At 56.7% G+C, this 18,229-nt stretch carries 13 protein-coding genes; all 13 read right to left on the bottom strand.

What is annotated here, in order from left to right:
* Window positions 1-7 precede the first annotated feature (7 nt).
* Window positions 8-910, bottom strand: a complete 903-nt coding sequence (locus AC3Y2E_RS28530; RefSeq protein ID WP_379216572.1) for a carbohydrate ABC transporter permease — start codon at window positions 908-910, stop codon at window positions 8-10.
* 1 nt (window position 911) lies between these two features.
* On the bottom strand, window positions 912-3,131 hold the full coding sequence (locus AC3Y2E_RS28525; RefSeq protein WP_379216570.1) for a DUF5696 domain-containing protein: 2,220 nt from the start codon (window positions 3,129-3,131) through the stop codon (window positions 912-914).
* On the bottom strand, window positions 3,124-3,888 hold the full coding sequence (locus AC3Y2E_RS28520; protein ID WP_379216568.1) for a Yip1 family protein: 765 nt from the start codon (window positions 3,886-3,888) through the stop codon (window positions 3,124-3,126). The genes AC3Y2E_RS28525 and AC3Y2E_RS28520 overlap by 8 nt, the downstream gene beginning before the upstream one ends.
* Window positions 3,863-5,299, bottom strand: a complete 1,437-nt coding sequence (locus tag AC3Y2E_RS28515) for a hypothetical protein (RefSeq protein WP_379216566.1) — start codon at window positions 5,297-5,299, stop codon at window positions 3,863-3,865. The genes AC3Y2E_RS28520 and AC3Y2E_RS28515 overlap by 26 nt, the downstream gene beginning before the upstream one ends.
* A 44-nt stretch (window positions 5,300-5,343) precedes the next feature.
* The gene (locus AC3Y2E_RS28510; protein ID WP_379216564.1) at window positions 5,344-6,222 is read right to left on the bottom strand and encodes a carbohydrate ABC transporter permease; all 879 of its coding nucleotides are present in this window, start codon (window positions 6,220-6,222) and stop codon (window positions 5,344-5,346) included.
* A gap of 3 nt (window positions 6,223-6,225) precedes the next feature.
* Window positions 6,226-7,227 (bottom strand): carbohydrate ABC transporter permease, encoded by a 1,002-nt coding sequence (locus AC3Y2E_RS28505; protein WP_379216562.1) that lies wholly within the window; start codon window positions 7,225-7,227, stop codon window positions 6,226-6,228.
* Window positions 7,224-10,187, bottom strand: a complete 2,964-nt coding sequence (locus AC3Y2E_RS28500; protein ID WP_379216559.1) for an extracellular solute-binding protein — start codon at window positions 10,185-10,187, stop codon at window positions 7,224-7,226. Before AC3Y2E_RS28500 ends, AC3Y2E_RS28505 begins: the two co-directional genes overlap by 4 nt.
* A gap of 93 nt (window positions 10,188-10,280) precedes the next feature.
* Window positions 10,281-11,402, bottom strand: a complete 1,122-nt coding sequence (locus tag AC3Y2E_RS28495; RefSeq protein ID WP_379216557.1) for an ABC transporter ATP-binding protein — start codon at window positions 11,400-11,402, stop codon at window positions 10,281-10,283.
* Window positions 11,403-11,420: 18 nt separating this feature from the next.
* Window positions 11,421-13,856, bottom strand: a complete 2,436-nt coding sequence (locus tag AC3Y2E_RS28490; RefSeq protein WP_379216555.1) for a glycosyl hydrolase family 28-related protein — start codon at window positions 13,854-13,856, stop codon at window positions 11,421-11,423.
* 75 nt (window positions 13,857-13,931) lie between these two features.
* On the bottom strand, window positions 13,932-15,287 hold the full coding sequence (locus AC3Y2E_RS28485) for an ABC transporter substrate-binding protein (RefSeq protein WP_379216553.1): 1,356 nt from the start codon (window positions 15,285-15,287) through the stop codon (window positions 13,932-13,934).
* Between the two features lie 265 nt (window positions 15,288-15,552).
* Complete coding sequence (locus tag AC3Y2E_RS28480; protein WP_379216551.1) at window positions 15,553-15,990, bottom strand: DUF6376 family protein; 438 nt, start codon at window positions 15,988-15,990, stop codon at window positions 15,553-15,555.
* 71 nt (window positions 15,991-16,061) lie between these two features.
* Window positions 16,062-17,399, bottom strand: a complete 1,338-nt coding sequence (locus AC3Y2E_RS28475) for an MFS transporter (RefSeq protein ID WP_190926593.1) — start codon at window positions 17,397-17,399, stop codon at window positions 16,062-16,064.
* Window positions 17,400-17,432: 33 nt separating this feature from the next.
* Entirely contained in the window at window positions 17,433-18,014 is a 582-nt protein-coding gene (locus tag AC3Y2E_RS28470; protein WP_379216548.1) for a GNAT family N-acetyltransferase, read from the bottom strand.
* Window positions 18,015-18,229 lie beyond the last annotated feature (215 nt).

Here is an 18,229-nt window from a genome sequence, read left to right as displayed (position 1 = left end):
CGCTCCCCTACCTTTCCCCGGAATAATGAACGAATCTGCGCGACAGCCCCAGCACCACCAACAGCAGGGCGAACACGACGGAGAAATAAATCCAGCCTTGCGCGCTAGCGTAGCCGTAGCCGAGATTAGGCGCGGACATATTCGTAACGATCATGTTTAGCACCGGATTGAGCAGAGGCACCGTGAACATGTCGACGACCGTATAGATGACGTTAAGCAGGATGAACGGAGTCAGCGCGGGAAGCGTAATTTTCCAGAACATCTCCCAGGCCGTCGCCCCGTCGATCAGCGACGCTTCGTACACACTGGAGCCGATCGTCTGCAAGCCGGCCAAGTAGATCAGAATTTGCACGCCCGAGTACCAGAGAATGACGACGAACAAATTCAGCACGGTTAAGATCGGGTCGGCCCAAAAGGTCGGCACGTTGGCCGAGACGAAGCCGGCGATATCGTATTTGTTCAGCATGTCGAGACTTCCGGCCTTCTGGTTGAATATTTCCGATAACACCTGTCCCGTGCTGAAGATGACCGGAAGGAAAAAGATCGCGCGGAACGACATCCGGCCGCGAAACTTCATATTCAGCAAAATCGCCACGAACAAGGAAAACAGGACGATAATCGGGATGACGAGCATCGTATTTTTGACGATATTGATCAGTGCCGTGACGAACGTATTGTCCGACAAAAAAGCGTATGAGTAGTTCTCCCAGCCCTTGTATTCGAACTTCATCCCGTCTCCCGTAAAGCGGACTTTCTGAAAGCTCATGTACAGGGAAAATCCGAGCGGGAACAGGACGAACAATCCAAGCCCGACGAGCCACGGGATGAGAAACAGATAGCCGGATATCGCCTGCTGCGTCTCGATCGAAAGCCGGGAACGTTTGCTGTGCGTTGCTTGCGCCGGTAACATCTTATCCCCCCAAGCCGCTGTAGACGGCAAAGTTTTGAGCCGGCACGCTGACGCCTTTGCCGGCATACGGCGTGTCGTTGTAATTGACGACGATGGAAGTCCCGTTCTTATAACGGGTTTCGAAGACGCCTGGCGCCAGCTCCCGGTGATCTGTAATAAAGACGCTGCGAACCGGACCTAACGCTTCGTTCCACCTTTTGTATTCGGTTGCGATCGTTTCTTTCCATTCGTCGTACTTGCTGCTGAGGATCAACTCGCCCGACGTCTTGCGCAGGGTTACCGGATCTTCATAAGTCAGCAAATATTGCGGAAGCGCGCCGAATTCGATCGAGCGCAGCCGTTCGGACGTCCCCGTCTCCCGCATATTCCCCCAGCCGCCGGAATAATCGACCAGACCGTGGATCGCGATCGGCAGAAACGGGACGGACTTCGTCGCAACGAGATCGTAGCTCGCTCCGAGCGGGAGCCTCTGGATGAAGTCGGTACGGCCCAGCAAATAACCGCTTCCTTCCGACGTGCCGGCCGAACCGAGCCGCTCCTTGGCCAGCGCCAGCAGCTTCCGGTAATCCGCCGCCGCATCGGCCCGGGAGGCGCGGTGGCTCGCGCGATAGTCGGAGTAGACGCTCTCCAGGCCGGTAAAGGATATTCCGTCGATGCCGAGCGCTTCGTACTTCCCGACCTGTTCGCCGAACAGCCGGAGCGCGACGGCCGCAGGATTCACGTATTCGTTCTCGCCCAGCCATTTGCTGAACGGGGCCTTGTTGTTAATGTCTTTCATCGCATCGCGCGAGACGACGAAGCTGTCGTTTTGCCGCGAGCGGGTATAGTCCGCCTGCAAATAGACACGGTCGCCCAGCCGCTGCGCTTCCCGGATGAAGGCGGTCAAGCCTTGATTGCCGCCCAGCTCTTTCTCCGCAGGCGATACTTCGGGAAGAACGCTCCGGTCTCCGCCCGCCGACCAGCCGGCGTACAGTACGTGGATCGGGCCGATTCCCGCCCCGTGCAGCCCTTGTAAAATGTCGCCGCCTTGACTGAACGTAGTGGCAGGGACGAATCTCGGCGAGAACAGCCCTTTCTCTTCTGCGCCTCCGTACAAGGTCAGCAGCAGCGGCAACGCTTCGGAAACCGGCTTGATCCGGTTCATCCCTTCGGTTTCCATCAGATAGTTGCGATAATCCGCAGCCATTCCGGCATAATCCGCCTGGTCGCCCGATTGGAAATAATACCGGATGCGCCTACTTTCTGCGATTCTCGTCTTCTCTACCGTCTTGTAGCCTGCCCCGAGCTTGCTCGTCTGGCGGAAATACTCGTTCCTGTACACGAACTGCGGGGCGATCCAATGGTAGGACGTATACAATCCCGCAGGAGTGGCGTGTACGGTCGACGTGTATTCCCCCTCTTCGACGATCGCGACGAACGAATGCGAATCCCGCTTCATCCCGAACGCCGGGAAGATCGAATTCGATCCCGGCTGGCCCGGGATCGCCCGGTCGCTGCCATACAGCTTGGCGGATACGCGGGAGAGCAGTTGATGCTCCTGCTTCATCGGGACGATGGCGCCCATCTCCAGCGGCACGAGCATATAGCCGTCCTGTTCGATGTCGCCTTTCTGCGCCGCGCCAAAAAACGGGAACGGCCAGATCGACACGACCTGTTTGGCCGTCTTCTCGACGATGCCGCTATCCGGAATCGTTACCTCCACGTAGTCGTCCTTTAAGCGGATTTCGGTCTTGAATTCGATGCCCAGCGTCTGCAAGTCAAACGTAATATTCGCACCGCCGGCCGCCGGCTCGACCGTCGTTTTCGTTTTGGCGTCGCTCAGATTGGCGGTCTGGATCAGGACGCCGGTCGTTTGCTTCGAGCTGTCCGCATAATCCAGCAAAAACGGCGAATCGGCGTTGCTTTTCCAGATTCCCCTCAAGTCCGGCTCCTTGGACGTATCGGGGTCGCTCTGCCAGACGAAACGTCCGCCCGGCTTGTCGAACACCCGGAGATGCCCGGCATCGTTTACGTGAAGTTCCAGCTTGCTGTTCTCCGCGACTTTCCGGTAGCTGGCAGGCTCGTATTCCATCCTTGCGAAGGAAGCGGGATTCGCCGCAGCCGCCGGTTCGCCCCAGCTATCCGGCGCCGCCGGGCCGAACGGCACGCCGAACACTACGATATATACGGCGACGGCCAGCACCGCGGCTATAATCATCCCCGTAGCAGCACGTCTAACCACGGTACGACACCTCCTTCACAATCTGGGAGACGAAGTCGTACAGCTGGAACGTAAGTCCTGCCAGAATAAACAGCAGAATCCAGATGGCGATCATAAACAGCACGGACAGAACGATGTTAAGCACCGTCTCCCCGATGTCGTAGTTATGGATTTCTTTCACCATGACGAAAAATAAGAACAGCGTCCAACACACCATCGCCACATTGCCGAAATCGTATACGACCCTCTCATTCAGCGTTAATACGTTGGACAAAACCGCGAGCGGCAAAGAGAGGAGCAGAAACGGCATCAGCGCATAAGCGCTGCCGACGAACACCTCGGTCCAGCGGCCCTGGCCTTTCATAATCGAGCCGATCAAATAATTGGCGAACACCCAGGTAACCCACGGCAGCAGCGATTGCAGCAGCAGCGTAAGCGGGTTCACCATATCCTCGCCCGACGGGTTAAACAAATAAGAAGTCGCCAGCTGCGACAGCACATGTACCGAGTAGCCGGCCGCCAGCAGCAGCACCGCCGCCCACATGCTGCCTTCGGGACGGTAGCGGATTTCCCAGAACACTTCGAAAGGGTGCTTCAGCACCCGGAACGATTGCTTGAGCTGATAGCCGACATCCCTGGCCAGCTGCGACCAGAAACCGGACGATAGCAGGTCCGGTGTGTAACCCGATGCTCCGAACAGGGCAGCGGACGGTATACGGAACGGAAGTCTTCTCCGCTTCGTTTCGTTGTCGTTAGGCTGCAGATTCAATGCGTTCACCGTCCTTCCTTCGGGCCCGTTTCGTTTTCAGCTTCCATCCGGCGAATGCGATCAGCAGAACGACTGCCCCGATAGCCGCCATTTGCGTAAAATGCCGCTGCATCCAGAGCAGCCGCAGTTGCCAAAACGCGTCGGAATATCCTCCGGTATCGCCGCCTTCCCGAAACGCCCGCATCGCCTCGGTATATTCTCCGTTTTTGTAATACGATTTGGCGAGACCGAGATGCGCCCTGACGTATTTACTGTTCAGATGCAGCACTTCCCGCCACGGGCCTGCGCTTTCGTCATAATGCCCCTGCAGGTGCAGATCCGTCGCCTTCTGGACGAGCGCTCCGAATTCGGTACGCTTGAACGTCTGGATCATATGGGCCGTCCGGTCCAGCACGTACAACGTTCCCGCCGAGTCGACCGCCAGCGCGGACGGATATTGGAACAGCCCGAGCTTGCCGTAGCCTTCGTCCTTGCTGCCGAATGCAAACATCAGCTCTCCCGCCGAGTTGTATTGGAACAGCAAGCCGAACAACGCGTCGACGGCGGTCATATTGCCGAGAGAATCGACCGCTACGTCGGTAAATTGCTTTTGCTGGCCGGCCAGCAGCCGTTTGACGCCGTAGTTTTGCTCGCCGAGCAGATCTTTGCCGTCGTAGTTCAGCTTTTTGATTTGCCCTCTCGTCACCTTCATCGAGGTCGTGTATAACAGGCCGTCCGGGCCTGCCGTGACGTTGGAGACGGTGCCGGGCAGCTTGAGCAGCTCCTTTTGCATTTGCTCCTTCGTAAAAAATACGCGTTTCAGCGCGTCGGACATTTGGAAATCGACCTTGTTCGCGCCGAAAAATCCTTCAAACGCTCCGTCCTGATCAAGCAGCAGCAGTCCCTGATATCCGTTGCGCGTCGCGACATACATATATCCCCGTTCGTCGACGACGAGCTTGGTAGGCTCGAACACGAAATCCGGCGGGATCATGGGAGCTTGCGGCCTGCCGATGGAACGAAGGAAACCGCCTGTCTCGTCGAACACGGCGATTCGCTTATTTTTCGTATCCGCGACGTAAATCGTCCCGTCCGGACTGACGAACACGCCGCCCGGCTCGTTCAGCTTGCCCGCCCCTTCCGGCTGGATGACACGTCGGGTCTCGCCCCGCAAGTCCATCTGCACGATCCGGTTATTTCCCGTATCGGCTACGAACAGCCGGTCTTTCGCATCGATGAACAAATCTTCGGGATTTTTCAATCCGCCGTGAAAAAACGTCTCCGGCACATAGGCCGGCTGAACCGGGATTTCCCGGCCGCTCAAGTCGTATATAAACGTTCCGTACGGTACTTCGGCACGCGCGCTTGCGCCGTTCCCCAATCCGCAGACAACGAGCGCGAGCAGCGCAAGCAAGCTTCGTCTGACCAACTTCCCACTCATCGCTCTTACCATCCCCTTTCCTGTATTCCCGCTGCCTGTGCCGGTCATTTCAGTCCGGAGTGCGCCATCGTCGAGATGACCTTGCGCTGCAGGAAGAGGAACAGCACGAAGCTCGGAACGAACATAAGCAGCCCGGCCGCCGCAGCCACGCCTTGACGGGCTACGTTATTGGCGAGTCCGCTCGTCAGCGAGCTGACATAAAACGGCAATGTTTTCATCGTCTCGTCCTCGATATACAGCGTCGACGCCTCCATATTGCCCCACGACGACTGGAACAGCAAAATGCCCGCCGTTGCCACCGCCGGCATGCACAGCGGCAGGATGATCCGGCCGAACAAAACAAACTCGCTCGCTCCTTCCATCCGCGCAGCCTCCAGCAGCTCATCCGGCAGCAAATCGATAAATTGCTTGAACAGAAACACGATGACCGGCAGTGCAATCACCGGCAAAATATGCGCCCAATACGTGTTCATAATGCCCAGCGTGCTGATCACATAATATCGCGGTATTTGCACCGTCTCCGGCGCGAACATCAGGGAGACGATAATCACCGAGAACATCCACTTTTTGCCGATAAACTGATGTTTGGACAAAGCGTACGCGCACATCGCGCAAAGGAGCGCTCCGAGAAAAATCGTAGCCAGGGAGACGATCACCCCGTTGAAAATATAACGGCTGACAGGTACGATTGCCGTTTTGGTGACAATGAGCAGGTCGTAAAAATTATCAAGCGTCGGCTGCCTCGCCAGAAAGATCGGCGGGTACAAAAACAGCTCGTGATACGGCTTCAGCGCGTGATTGAACAAATACACCATCGGCAGCAGCATAAAGACGGCCAGCAGCGTAAGCAGCGCCGTCAGCACCCACTGGAATGCGGAAGTCCGATGCAACCTCCGGCGCCTTCGGAACGGAATGAATGCCATGTGCTACTCCCCCTTCGAACCGAACAGCTTCCAGCACAGCTTGCTGGACAAATAGATGATGATCAGCAGAACGACGGATATCGCCGATGCATACCCCATCTCGTAACGGATAAAACCGTAATCGTCGATATGGTTGATCATCAGGTGCCCCGCATAATTGGGAGACGGGTTCGAGCCGGTCAACTCGACGCTGATCGAGCCCGCTTTCAGCGTGCCTACCACCGCCATGACCGCCCCGAACAGCATCTGCGGCTTCATCGCAGGTATCGTAATGTACCAGATCTCCTGCAGCCTGGAGCGGATTCCGTCGATCCGCCCCGCCTCGTAGAGCAGCTTGTCGACGTTCTGGATGCCGGCCAGCATCGCCAGAAAACCGACGCCCATGCTGGCCCATAACGAGACGACGATCATAATCTTCATAATGTACTCCGGCGACGTGGTCCACAGCTTCGGCTCGTTGATGTAACCGATCGACAGCAGAAAGTTGTTCAGATAACCGATCCGGTCGCCGCTGAACAAAATGAGCCATACGACCGACATGGCGATTCCGGCGGTCATCGACGGCGCGTACATGGCGAGCGTATAAAACGCCCGGATTTTGTCCGGCAGTTGGGCGATCAGCCAAGCGAGCATAAATGAAAGCACATAACCGACCGGGCCTACGATCAAGGCGAACAAAAACGTATTCGGCAGCGCATACTGCCAGAAGACGAGATCCTGCGTAAACAACACCTGGTAATTAAACAGTCCGACAAAGGTTGGCGGCTCGATGGCGTTAAAGCTCGTAAAGGAGAGTACAATCGCCGCTACCGTCGGCAGCGCGATAAACAGCACAAACAGCAGAAAGAAGGGGCCAACGAACAAATAGGACACCCAGCTCTTCCTCAATTCGGAAAGCAGACTGCGCCATTTCTCCTGTAACGGGACGGCCCGGCGTCCGCCCAACCGTGTGCCTGTCGTCGACGGAACCACCTGCGGACCGCCTTGTTGTGAACGAATCGTCATCGTTTGCCCGCCTCCTCCCATGGTATCGTCACATCGGGCACCTGCAGTTTTCGCACCGTGTCTCCCTGATCGTTTACGAAGCCGAATTCCCGCTGCTTGCGTTTCAGCTCGCTGTCGATCTGGAACACCGCTTTTTCGAGCATTTCCCGGTAGTTGCCGTTTTGCAGCACCGTCCGCGTCCAGGCAAACGTCAGCTCGCGTGAAGTGAAGTACCCGCCCGGCACGTTCGGCACTTCCTTGTACCACTTCCACTGGCTAAGAATCGTTTCTCGGTCTTTCTCCGGCCAAGGCAGCGTCTGAAAAGCCGCCACATTCGCCGTATTCCAGCGAAACTCGACGCCGTTCTGCAGCTCGATCTCGTTGCCGAACCGGGACTGCGTCTCCGTCGACGTCCACCATTTCAGAAACTCCCAGGAATCGTTCTGCCGCTTCGACGACTTGAAGATCATCCCGGACGTCATGTTGCCGCCGGACCAGCGGGCTACGGTTCCGTCCTGCTGCTTCATGCCGGGAATCGGCGCGATCTCCCAAGAGCCCGCCAGCTCCGGAGCCGCCACAAGCAGCTGCATGTAGGCGTTGTAATCGGCGATCCCGACAGGCATATCGCCGCGGCGGAAATGCATATAAAAGCTCGGCACCTCGGTCGGAAATCCGTATACCGTAAACAGCTCCGTCCACTGCTTGAACGAGTTGAACGCCTCCCTCGAGTTCAAGGCGGAGCTTAACCCGTCATTTGTATAAAAGGACGCACCGTTCTGCAGGAAGAGAGGCACATAATTTTGTCTGGCGAAAAAGAAATCGTACCCTTTCTGCTGCAGCGTCGGTAGCATTTTGTACATCTCTTCCCACGTGTCCGGCGGCTTCAAGCCGATCCGCTGCAAAATATCGGTGCGGTAAAACAGCACGTTCAGCGCAACCGTCTCGGGCAGCGCATAGACGCTGCCGTCATACGTGAACGGGATCAGCGTACCCGGTACGAACCGTGGAGCCACGGCCGCATAGTCCGGAAAGTCGCTCAGCTTCGTCAAAGAGCCGCGCATCGCGAAATCGACCGGAGTGCCTTCGGCGATCCCGAGCGCCACATCCGGCTCGCGTCCCGCGGAGTTGCTCAGGATGAGCTGTCCGGGGTTCGGCATCAGATTAATGTTGACCTTGATTCCCGTCTTCGCCGTGAACGACTCGTCCGCCAGCTGCTGCATCAGCGCTACGTAATCGCGTCCCCGGTTGACCCATACGTCGATTCCGTCCGAATCGCGGCGGCCGTAATAGTGGTAGTCCGGCGAGAACGTACGGAAAAAGTTTTGCACCAGATCGCCCAGAACGGCCAGTGTACCCGGCGGCTTGGCCGGCTGTTCCGGAGACGCGGTGATGTAGATCCGGTCAAGCGTCAGCGGCTGCCGGGCCAATGCGTCGATAAACATCGTCATTTTCTCCAGGTTTTGCGCATGCAGCTCGGGCGGCCGCTTCGACAGCAGATCCGGCTGTGCAGCCATCTTGCGCAGATCGAAGATGACCGAGCGCAGCCCTTCCGCCCCCTGCAGCGAATTGCCGTACAGCTGCTGGAGCTTGTCGACCTGCCGCTGCAGACGGTCGGCGAGCGAGCCCACCTGCGTCTCGATGCCCGGCATCGAATCCGACAAGTTCCAATCCCGGTTCTGATCCACCATGCTGCGGTTTTTGACGCCGGTCACCATCGCCACTTGACGGTTCAGCTCCTGATACGCATCGACAATCGCCTGAATCGATTCGCGGATCGGGGTAGTCGGGGACGAATCGGCTGTCAGTCCCAGCGTGTGGCTTCCTTTGGTCAGATAGATTGCGTACGGCTTCCCTTGATCATCCTTCAAGTGGTCCACGTTCCAGTTGCGCGAATACGGAAACGGATACGATTGCAGCTCGCGGAACGGCACTTCGCCGTCGATGCGGATTTCCCGGAAACTGATCGCGTCCTTCGTAAAGTTTTGCAAATATTTGAAATGGATATAGTACAGACCGTCACTCGGAACGTCGAACGTCCATTCCGCCGATTGCCCGCCCCTGCTCCATCGGTAGCCGCCCATCGTATTGTAGATCATCTTGCCGTTCGAAGCGGGAGCGGCAAGGTTGTCGTTGCTTGCCTGCACCTGTACGGACGGGTCCGATTTGGCGCTCATCTGTTCCGCTTCCAGTACGGATGTCCAGCCGGGCTGGACGTTATCCGGCAGCGACTGCCAGCTTGCCGCGACTCGCTCGTAGGCCGGCAATTGGCGGGGAGCCCTGACGGCCAGCTCCGCCAACGCGAACGGCTCCAGCACCGATTCCAGCCGGATCGTATGCTTGCCCTTGGACAGCTTCCAGCGAAGCGGACCCGGGCTAGATAATTTGGCGTCCGTCAGCGGCCGCACGCTCCATTCGGACGTTTCCTGCTGCGACGGACGGATCTGATCCCCATGCTCATTGACGGCAGGCGGATACACCGATTCCGTCCACGTGCGCGGCAATTGGATGTTTCTCGCCTCCGCAAAAGGAAATACACCGTCGATTTTCACCCCGATCTGAACGGGGCCAAGCGTCCCTTCCAGCGGCAAAACCGTCAAATCGATCGTATATAAGCCGTCCTGCGGCACGTCGATCTCGAATTCGGCCCAATCCTTGGATTGCGTAAATTGGAGCATGCCCGTTTTGCCCAGTAAGCGGTCCGACCGGACCGAGACGCCGGAAGACGCCGCCGAGAAGCGGTTAGCCGCTGCACGGGGGGCGTCGGCCGGCGCATCCTTCCACCCTTTCTCGTTCCACTCGAGAAGCGTCTGCGAGTATAACGACGCATACGCTTCGGACAACCGTTCGACCGGCGGTCTGACCGTACGGCCGTCCTGCCGGGAATCGGCTGCGTTGCCGCCGGCGAACAGGCTGCCGCACGGCACCAGGAGCAGCGCTCCCGCCAGCGCGAGCTTCACGGCACTTCCAGATTTCGTTCCCATCGACAATCCTCTCCACCCTTGTGCCTTATGAAGCAGCTCCCCTATAGCGGGGCCGATTTACGGCATTCTCCGCTTTCTTGTCAGGGGAACCCCTTAAACGATCAACTGCTGTGTGTCTCGATTGAAAAACAGCGTGTAGTTCGGATTAAACGTTAAAAGGAGCTTCGTCCCTTCTGCCACCCGATCGTAAGCGGCCGCCCTGGCCACGATTTTGTCGTCGCCGACCTTCACGCGGATGAACCGGTCCGCCCCGACCAGCTCGCTGAAATAAGCTTCTCCGCGGATCGGCGCCTCCCCGGGCTGGCTCTCGCCGGCATCCGCGTCCTGCCATTGCACATATTCGGCCCGGATGCCGAGCACGACCGCTTTATCCAGATACCCCATCTCCAGCAGCCGCCTGCTCTTCTCCAGAGACACCGGCAGCGCGAAGCGGGGCGTATCGAAGATGAGACCGCCGCTCTTGCCCGGCTTCAGCCGTCCGTCCATAAAATTGATCGGCGGCGAGCCGATAAAGTTCGCCACGAACATATTGGCCGGCCGCATATACACTTCTTCCGGCACACCCACCTGCTGGATGACGCCGTCCTTCATAATGCAGATCCGGCTTCCCATCGTCATTGCTTCCGTCTGGTCGTGGGTGACGTAGATCATCGTCGTCCCCAGTCTCCGGTGCAGCTCGACGATCTCCGTCCTCATCTGCACGCGCAGACGGGCGTCGAGGTTGGACAGCGGCTCGTCCATGAGGAATACTTGCGGGTGCCGGACGATCGCCCTCCCCAGTGCGACGCGCTGACGCTGGCCGCCGGACAGCTGCCGGGGCTTCCGCTCCAGCAGATGCTCGATTTCCAGCGTCCGTGCGTTTTGCTTCACCGACGAATCGATCAGATGCTTCTCCGTTTTGCGGAGCCGCAAGCCGAACGCCATATTTTCGAAGACGCTCATATTCGGATACAGCGCATAGTTTTGAAACACCATCGCGATATCTCTCCGCTTCGGAGGCACATGATTCATCAGCTCGTCGCCGATATAGATTTCGCCTTGGCTTACCCGCTCCAGACCGGCCACCATGCGCAGCGTCGTTGATTTCCCGCAGCCGGACGGTCCGACGAATACCATGAACTCCCCGTCCTCGATATCCAGACTGACGTCCTTTACGACATACGGGCTATTTTTGCCATACGTTTTATACAGATTGCGCAGGGATACTCCTGCCATAGGGAGCGACTCCTTTCCTTACACGTTAATGATGCCGAAATTCCGCATCGCCTGCTTCAGCGCGTTCAGCTCCGTTTCGAGCTGGCCGACGGACAGTCCCGACGTATCGGCGATAGCCGGCAGCTTGCCGGTATGGCCGAATGGCTCGTATACCGGCGGAACGTACAATACAGCGCTCGGCGACGCGACGGCGACGGACAGCGGAGCGTTGATCCGAAGCTCGTTGCCGGCGATCCGGTTAATCCGGCGCGTCTGGTCTCCCGCGGTAATCTTGATCCATTGTCCGACCCGAAGCTGGGACGAATCGTTCACCGTTACTTTGTACGAGCCCGCCGTCCCGGTCGCCGTTACGCCGGTTAGCGTGCCGAACGTGCCCCCGTTCAAAATGCGGTAGCCCGCCGGGGTCTGCCCTGGAACGACGGTACCGCCTGTCGCCAGCACGACGGTCCCCGGCTGATACGTCGTGCCTGCCGGCAGCAGCGGGTCGTCGAAAGCGCGGTCCGTAAATTTCAGATGTTTCTCGGCGCTGTTCGTACGAACCGAGGTGTGCAGATCGAGCCATAGGCCGCCTTGAACGGACGTAATGACATTGTCGGTTACTTCCACGTCGGTAAATGTTCCGTCTGCGGCGTTCAGCCGGATCGAATACAGACCGCGCGACGTCGTATACGTTTCGCGGATCGTATTGCCGGATATTTTCGCTCCGGCCACGGTCGAACGAAGCAGGATCGCCGCTTTGTACGCTTCATTGCCCGCCGGATAATGACCTGCGTTCACGATCATATTGTCCGTAATCTGAATGTTCGACATCGTGCCGACTTTCGGCGTATTGCCGATATGGATCGCCGCGATCGGCGCGTTTTTAATGATATTGCCCGCGATGACGATATGTTTGACGTCGGTTTCACGGACGAAGCCGATGCCGTAGCAGAATCCCTCCAGCACGTTATCCCGCTTGACGAACTCCTCCTCGCAGATGATCGTATTGCCGGTTATCGTAATGTTCTCGAACGTTCCCGTGTGATCCGGAGGCAACACGCCGGGGAACGCCCCGATCCCGACCATCATGCTGCGCTGCTGCCTCGCGTTGGCCAAACTGACCGTATTGCCCGTTACCGTCACATTTTTGAGCGAATACTGCTTATACGGCCAAAACTGAATCGCATGCACGGCGTTCGTAAACGTGTTGCCCGACACGGTAATGTCCGCTCCGTCGCCGCTCGTCTCGCTCGACTGGATATGGACGCCGGTAACGTAACCGTCCGAGATGTTGCCCGAGACGACGCTTTTGCCGCTATGCGTCTCGATGGCGCCCATCGCTTTCTCTCCCGGAGCGGCATAGAAACGGCAGTTCGTGACGACGTGCGACCAGCCGTTCATGTATACGGCCGAGTTATCGTAACCGTCGAAGCCTCTGGCGTGGACGAAGCGGAACGTGCAGTTGTTGACGATTGCGTTGCGGGAAGCGGCATTATTGAGCACAACCGTATTCCAGCCGCAGATCGGATCGAAGGTGCAATCCTCGATCTCGATGTTTTCGTAATCGAACAGACTGATGCAGAATTGCGTCCAATAGTAGTCCGTCCGGCGATGATCGATATTGCACGTCGTATTGCCGCTCGGATTTTGATCGAACTTCAGGCCGCGAATCGATACATTGCTCACCTTCGGCCAAGTCTGGAAATTGCCGATGATCGTCCAATAGTCGCCGGCGTCGTCCTTCACTTTAATGACCGAGTTCGTCCCATCGCCGAGCAGATGCACGTTGCTTTTCGGGACGATCCGCCGCGTCTGCAGCAGCGGGGAGACGATATACGTGCCTTTCGGAAAAAATACCGTCCCGCCGCCCAGCGCATAAACGACGTCGATCGCCGCCTGAATCACGTCCAGATCGTCGGTAACTCCGTCGCCCTTCGCTCCGAACCATCTGACGTTATAACGGCCGTCCTCGACAATCCGCTTGAAGCGGGCTCCGGAGGAGGAGACGACCACAAGCCCCGTATTGTCCGCCGACGTGGTGTCGGACGGATCGTACAGCAACGAGCCTTCCATCCCCGGGTCGGTCATATAATAAACCACGTCGGAGCTGGGAGCGCTTAAGGCGCGCAGCTCAGCAAGCGTCGTTTTTACAAAATCGCAGCAGGCCAGCTCCTTCGGGGGAACCGGGGGTTTCGGAGGTTTAGGCGGCCTCGGGTTGATCCGGCTATCCCCGTATACGGCATCGATTACATCCGGGTCGTCCTTCCCGCCTCTGCCGGCACTAGCCATTCCATATGTCGTGCCGTATACGACGGCGGCGGCGCCCGCCGCCCCGATCGAGGCGAGCAGCTTGCGCCGGCTCAGCTTTTGCGCCGCGATATGGCCGGGGTCCGTGCAATCGGCGGTCTCCTTCGGGTATGACTCCTGCTGCGGCTTCTCCGGTTGATCCTTACTGTGGCGATCGGCTTGGCTCATGATCGTTCCTCCTCCAGAATCGTTGAAAGATCGGCGAACGGCTCCGTTTCATAGGAACCGTCCGCTCGTACCGCCTTACTTCTTCTTGCTTGCGTAGAAATCGTCGATCCGCTTCTGCACTTCCTTGTTGACATGGTCCATCATTTCTTTGGCCGTAATTTTGCCGGCCTGGAAGTCCGGGAACAGCTTTCTGTATTCCGTGTCGTAAGCGACCGGGAACTGCGGAATCCATTTTTTCGCTTGAGCGTTAATCTCAAGGAACACTTTCAGATCCGGATCGTTTTTGCTTTGCTCCGTCAAAAATTTGCTCGTTTTCATTGGCGTCAGTAAGCCAAGCCGGTTATACAACGATTCCGCCCCCTCCTCCGAAGAGGTCATCCATTTGATGAACGTCCACGCGGCGTCCTTGTCCTTGCCGGCCTTCACGATCGCAAGGTTGGAGCCGCCGTTCCACATGCTCGCCTGAGGAGCCGGAAGCACTGTAATATCCAGATCGGGCTTCGCCTTGCGGAAATCTTTCACCTGATTGGACGTGACGACCATCATCGCTTGTTTCTCCGCCACGAACGGATGCGTGTTTTTCGGCAGCTGGGCTTTGAGCTGGGTGTACGCCTGCTGGTTGATCGTGTCCCGGTTGAATTTGTACAGCCAGTCGAGCGCGTCGACGATTTTCGGATCGTTGAAATTGACTTTTTTCGTCTCCGGATTCCAGAACGTGGACGGGTCCGCTCCGTTCAAGTAAGCGACGAAGAACAGCCCGGACAGGATGCCGTAATAAAACAGCGGATTTTCACCTGTCATTTCGTATTCGCCGTTTTTCATGATCCAGAACTTTTTGAAAAATTCGTCGGTATCCTTCAGTCCCTGCAGCTTCGGAATCGATTTCTCCCCGTACTGGCTCATAATTTTGTTGTTGACGATCAGGGCGTAAGTCGGATTCGAATACATCGGGAGGCCGTATTGGCCTTTCTCAAATTGCGGGATCTCGTAAAGCACTTGATGGAACAGGCTTTCCGGCTTGTAGGTGGGATCTTTCTTGATGTAAGGCGTCAATTCCTCAAACAGCCCGTCCATAATCCAGTTCGCTTCCAGACGGTTGTTCGTCGCCACGTTCGGCGGGTTGCCGGCGGCAATCATCGGCTCCAGCGGACCGAGCACCGGCTTCACGGAAATGTTCGGATACTTTTTGTTGAAGTCGGCGATCATGTTTTTGATGTCGGCTTCGGGCCAAGTCGTGTTCGGGTATTGCCAGACGACTTCGCCTTTGAGCGATGCCGGATCTTCGGCTTTCGGCTTAACTGCCTCCGGCGTCGTTCCCGCCGGCGGTGCCGCTTCCTTGCCCGCTCCACCGCAGGCCGACATGAGGAGGGTTACCAGCATTACCGCGATCAGACCGATCATAGAAAAGCTTCTTCGTGGTGCGTTGTTCATCTTTTTCTCAGACTCCTTTGTGATAAGGTTCATGCTCTCCCTCTTTTCGCAAACGCTTACAACTCGCGTTGTTACCGTAATTTTATCGCGGGAGCCGGGCGAAAAGCTTTGGAGGATAAATCGTTCTTTTTGCACTTCGTGTTGGATAATCGTTCATTTTTTTTGCACTCCGGCACTTGAATCGGGAAACAAAAAGAACCCTGCTCAACAATGAACAGGGTTCGCTTTGGAACGATAGGATTCAGTTAAAGCTGCACGACAACCATCACTTCGGCTGCAAATTTTGGATCATTTCCATCGTTTCGTTAATTTTATTGACGGTCTGGACGATATTGGAATTTTGCAGGCTGGTAACGCCATTTTGGATTTGCGCCAAATAACCGTTAATATCGGTCAGCAGCGTATCGTTCAGCCCGACGAGCTTCTCATGAATCGTCTTCGCAAAAGCCGGAGCCTCGATTCCTTTAAACTCCGTAATCCGCGCTTTCATCGCTTCTAGTTCCCGCGTCAGCTTCTCCTTCGCCTCCGTGCTGGCGGCCGCCTGCTGCGCAAGCTCCTGAACCGAACCGCCGAACTGCGAGGCTTCCTGGATAAAGGCGCCGGCTTCTTTCGTATAATCCAACGATTGATTCACACTGTCCAGCAAGGAGCAGCCGGAGAGGACGCCTAGCATAAGCGAAAATAACAGCAGTCTTTTGAACATTTCTCACCCTCCTGTCTACGTTACGCTGTACTCACTGTTGTATACGTAACATTTGGAGAATGGTTTTTTTTTCACATCGCCCGCTCTTCCGTCCGAACCGCCCGCACCGACTGAATGAACAAACAGCTGACGAATGCGATGAGCGTCATCCAGAACCCGTACATCAGCAATTGATGAATGCCGGTCATCGTTTCGGGCGCCTTGGTCAGAAACGCTCCCATCAGTGTAGTGCCGACAGCCGCACCGATGTTGCGTGAGAAAAACTGCATCGAGGTCGATATGCCTTTCTGATGAGGACCGACAAGCTCCTGAGCGCCGATCGTCGTTACGGTAAAAATAAGGCCGAATGCCAAACCTTCTACGAACATGAATGAAAATACGTACCAAAATCCGCTGTTCTCGTTCAGGAAAACAGCCAGGATTCCACATCCGACCAGCAGCGCGTTGCCGTAGATCAGCAGCTTGCGGTACCCATACTTGATGACCCAGCGTCCGGCCGGCACCGAGACGAGCATCCAGCCGATCGCTTCGCCAAGCAGCGGAAGCCCGCTTTCGAACAAGCTGTACCCGCCCACTTCCTGCATAAACAGCGGGACGTAGCTGGAGGTGCCGAATAACGAAGCGCAGGCGAGAAACGAATTCGCGATCATCCACGCCACATTGCGGTTGCGGAATAACGTCATCGGGATAAGCGGCGACGGATGCTTCCTCTCCCAAGCGACAAATCCGATCAACAGGATTATCCCGCCCGCAGCATAGATGACCAGGTTCGTTTCGACAACCGTCAGAAGCAGCAGCAGGCTGATGCTCCCTGTAAATAACGCCGCCCCCCAATAATCGATCTGAGCGCGCTTCGGCTCATATTTTTCCTTATACGGGATAAGCAGCAGCAACGCCAATAGACAAACCGGGATGTTCACGTAGAAAATCCATCTCCAGCTCGCATATTCCACGAATACGGCACCGAGAAGCGGCGCAATGACGGCGGAAATGCCCCACATGCCGGAGAACAGCGCCTGTACCGTCCCCCGCTTCTCTACGGTCAGCAGATCGCCTGCGATGATCGCCGGAAACGGGTTCATAATGCCGGCTCCGATCCCCTGAACGGCGCGGAACAGCACCAGCTGCAGCATCGTATCCGCGCTGCCGCACAACGTCGAGCCGATCAGGAAGACGGCAATGCCGGTGGCGAACACTTTTTTCCGTCCGAATATATCCGAGAGCCGGCCTGCAATCGGGGTCAGCACCGTAGAAGTAATCATATAAGCGACGAAGCTCCACGCGTACAGCTCGAATCCGCCCAGTTCCTTAACGATATGGGGAACGGTCGTGTTCGTAATCGTCGAATCGATCGAAGAAACCAGCACAGCCAAGACGATGCTGGCCATAACAAACCATTTGCTTTTCATGTTAGACCTCATTCCAATAACGCCAATTCCAGCTTATGTTGCGCGGCCGGTATCGATCGTTCTGTTCAGCAGCTGTCCGATCATCCGCCAGCCTTCTTCGCATTTCTCGTTCTCAAATACCGGGATAAATCCGTAGTTCAAGTACATGCCTACCGCTTTATAACTTGTCGTTTGCGTCGTTAGATACGCCTGCTCGTGAAACCTCGCCATCGTTCTCAGCGCCTGCGACAGCAGCGGCTTCGACAGCTTCTTCCCCTGATGCTCGGGGACGACCGCTACCCAATGAATCCGGCCGATGACCGCCCCTTGAAACTCTCCGTACCAAGCCGTAGTCGTCCCGATCGGGTCGCCGTGTTCATCTGTAATGAACAGGCAGCGCTCCTCTATCCCGGCAAGATGTTCGCCAAATTCTTTGCGAAAATGTTGAAGTGCTTCCTCTTCGGTTTTGAATTCCCCGGCGGCACATTCGATCCGCGCCCAAGCCGTCTCGTCCCCGCGTCTGAATGTGCGCACCTCGTAACCGGCAGGCAGCGGCGCGTCCGGAATCTCTGCTAAATTCGGACGCTGCATCGTAAGCGGAATATACGGAATCGCTTCAGGTCGTTCTTGGTTCATCTTCTAGCACACTCCGTTCTCTGATTAGCTTCTACGATATATTGTCGTATAGTTGGGTTGCGGAAATCTTATCCGTTCGGATTACTCCTCGCAGCTCATCTTGCGGGTCACTGCCTCTTCCTCGCCCCGTCGCTTCATACGATATGGTTCCTTCCTCTCTACTCCGCCCCGATAGTCTGGTATACTTATCGTGCATCGGAAACTATCAACGTGAC

The sequence above is a fragment of the Paenibacillus sp. MAH-35 genome (assembly GCF_058135425.1).
This window is presented reverse-complemented; position numbering and strand designations above follow the sequence as displayed.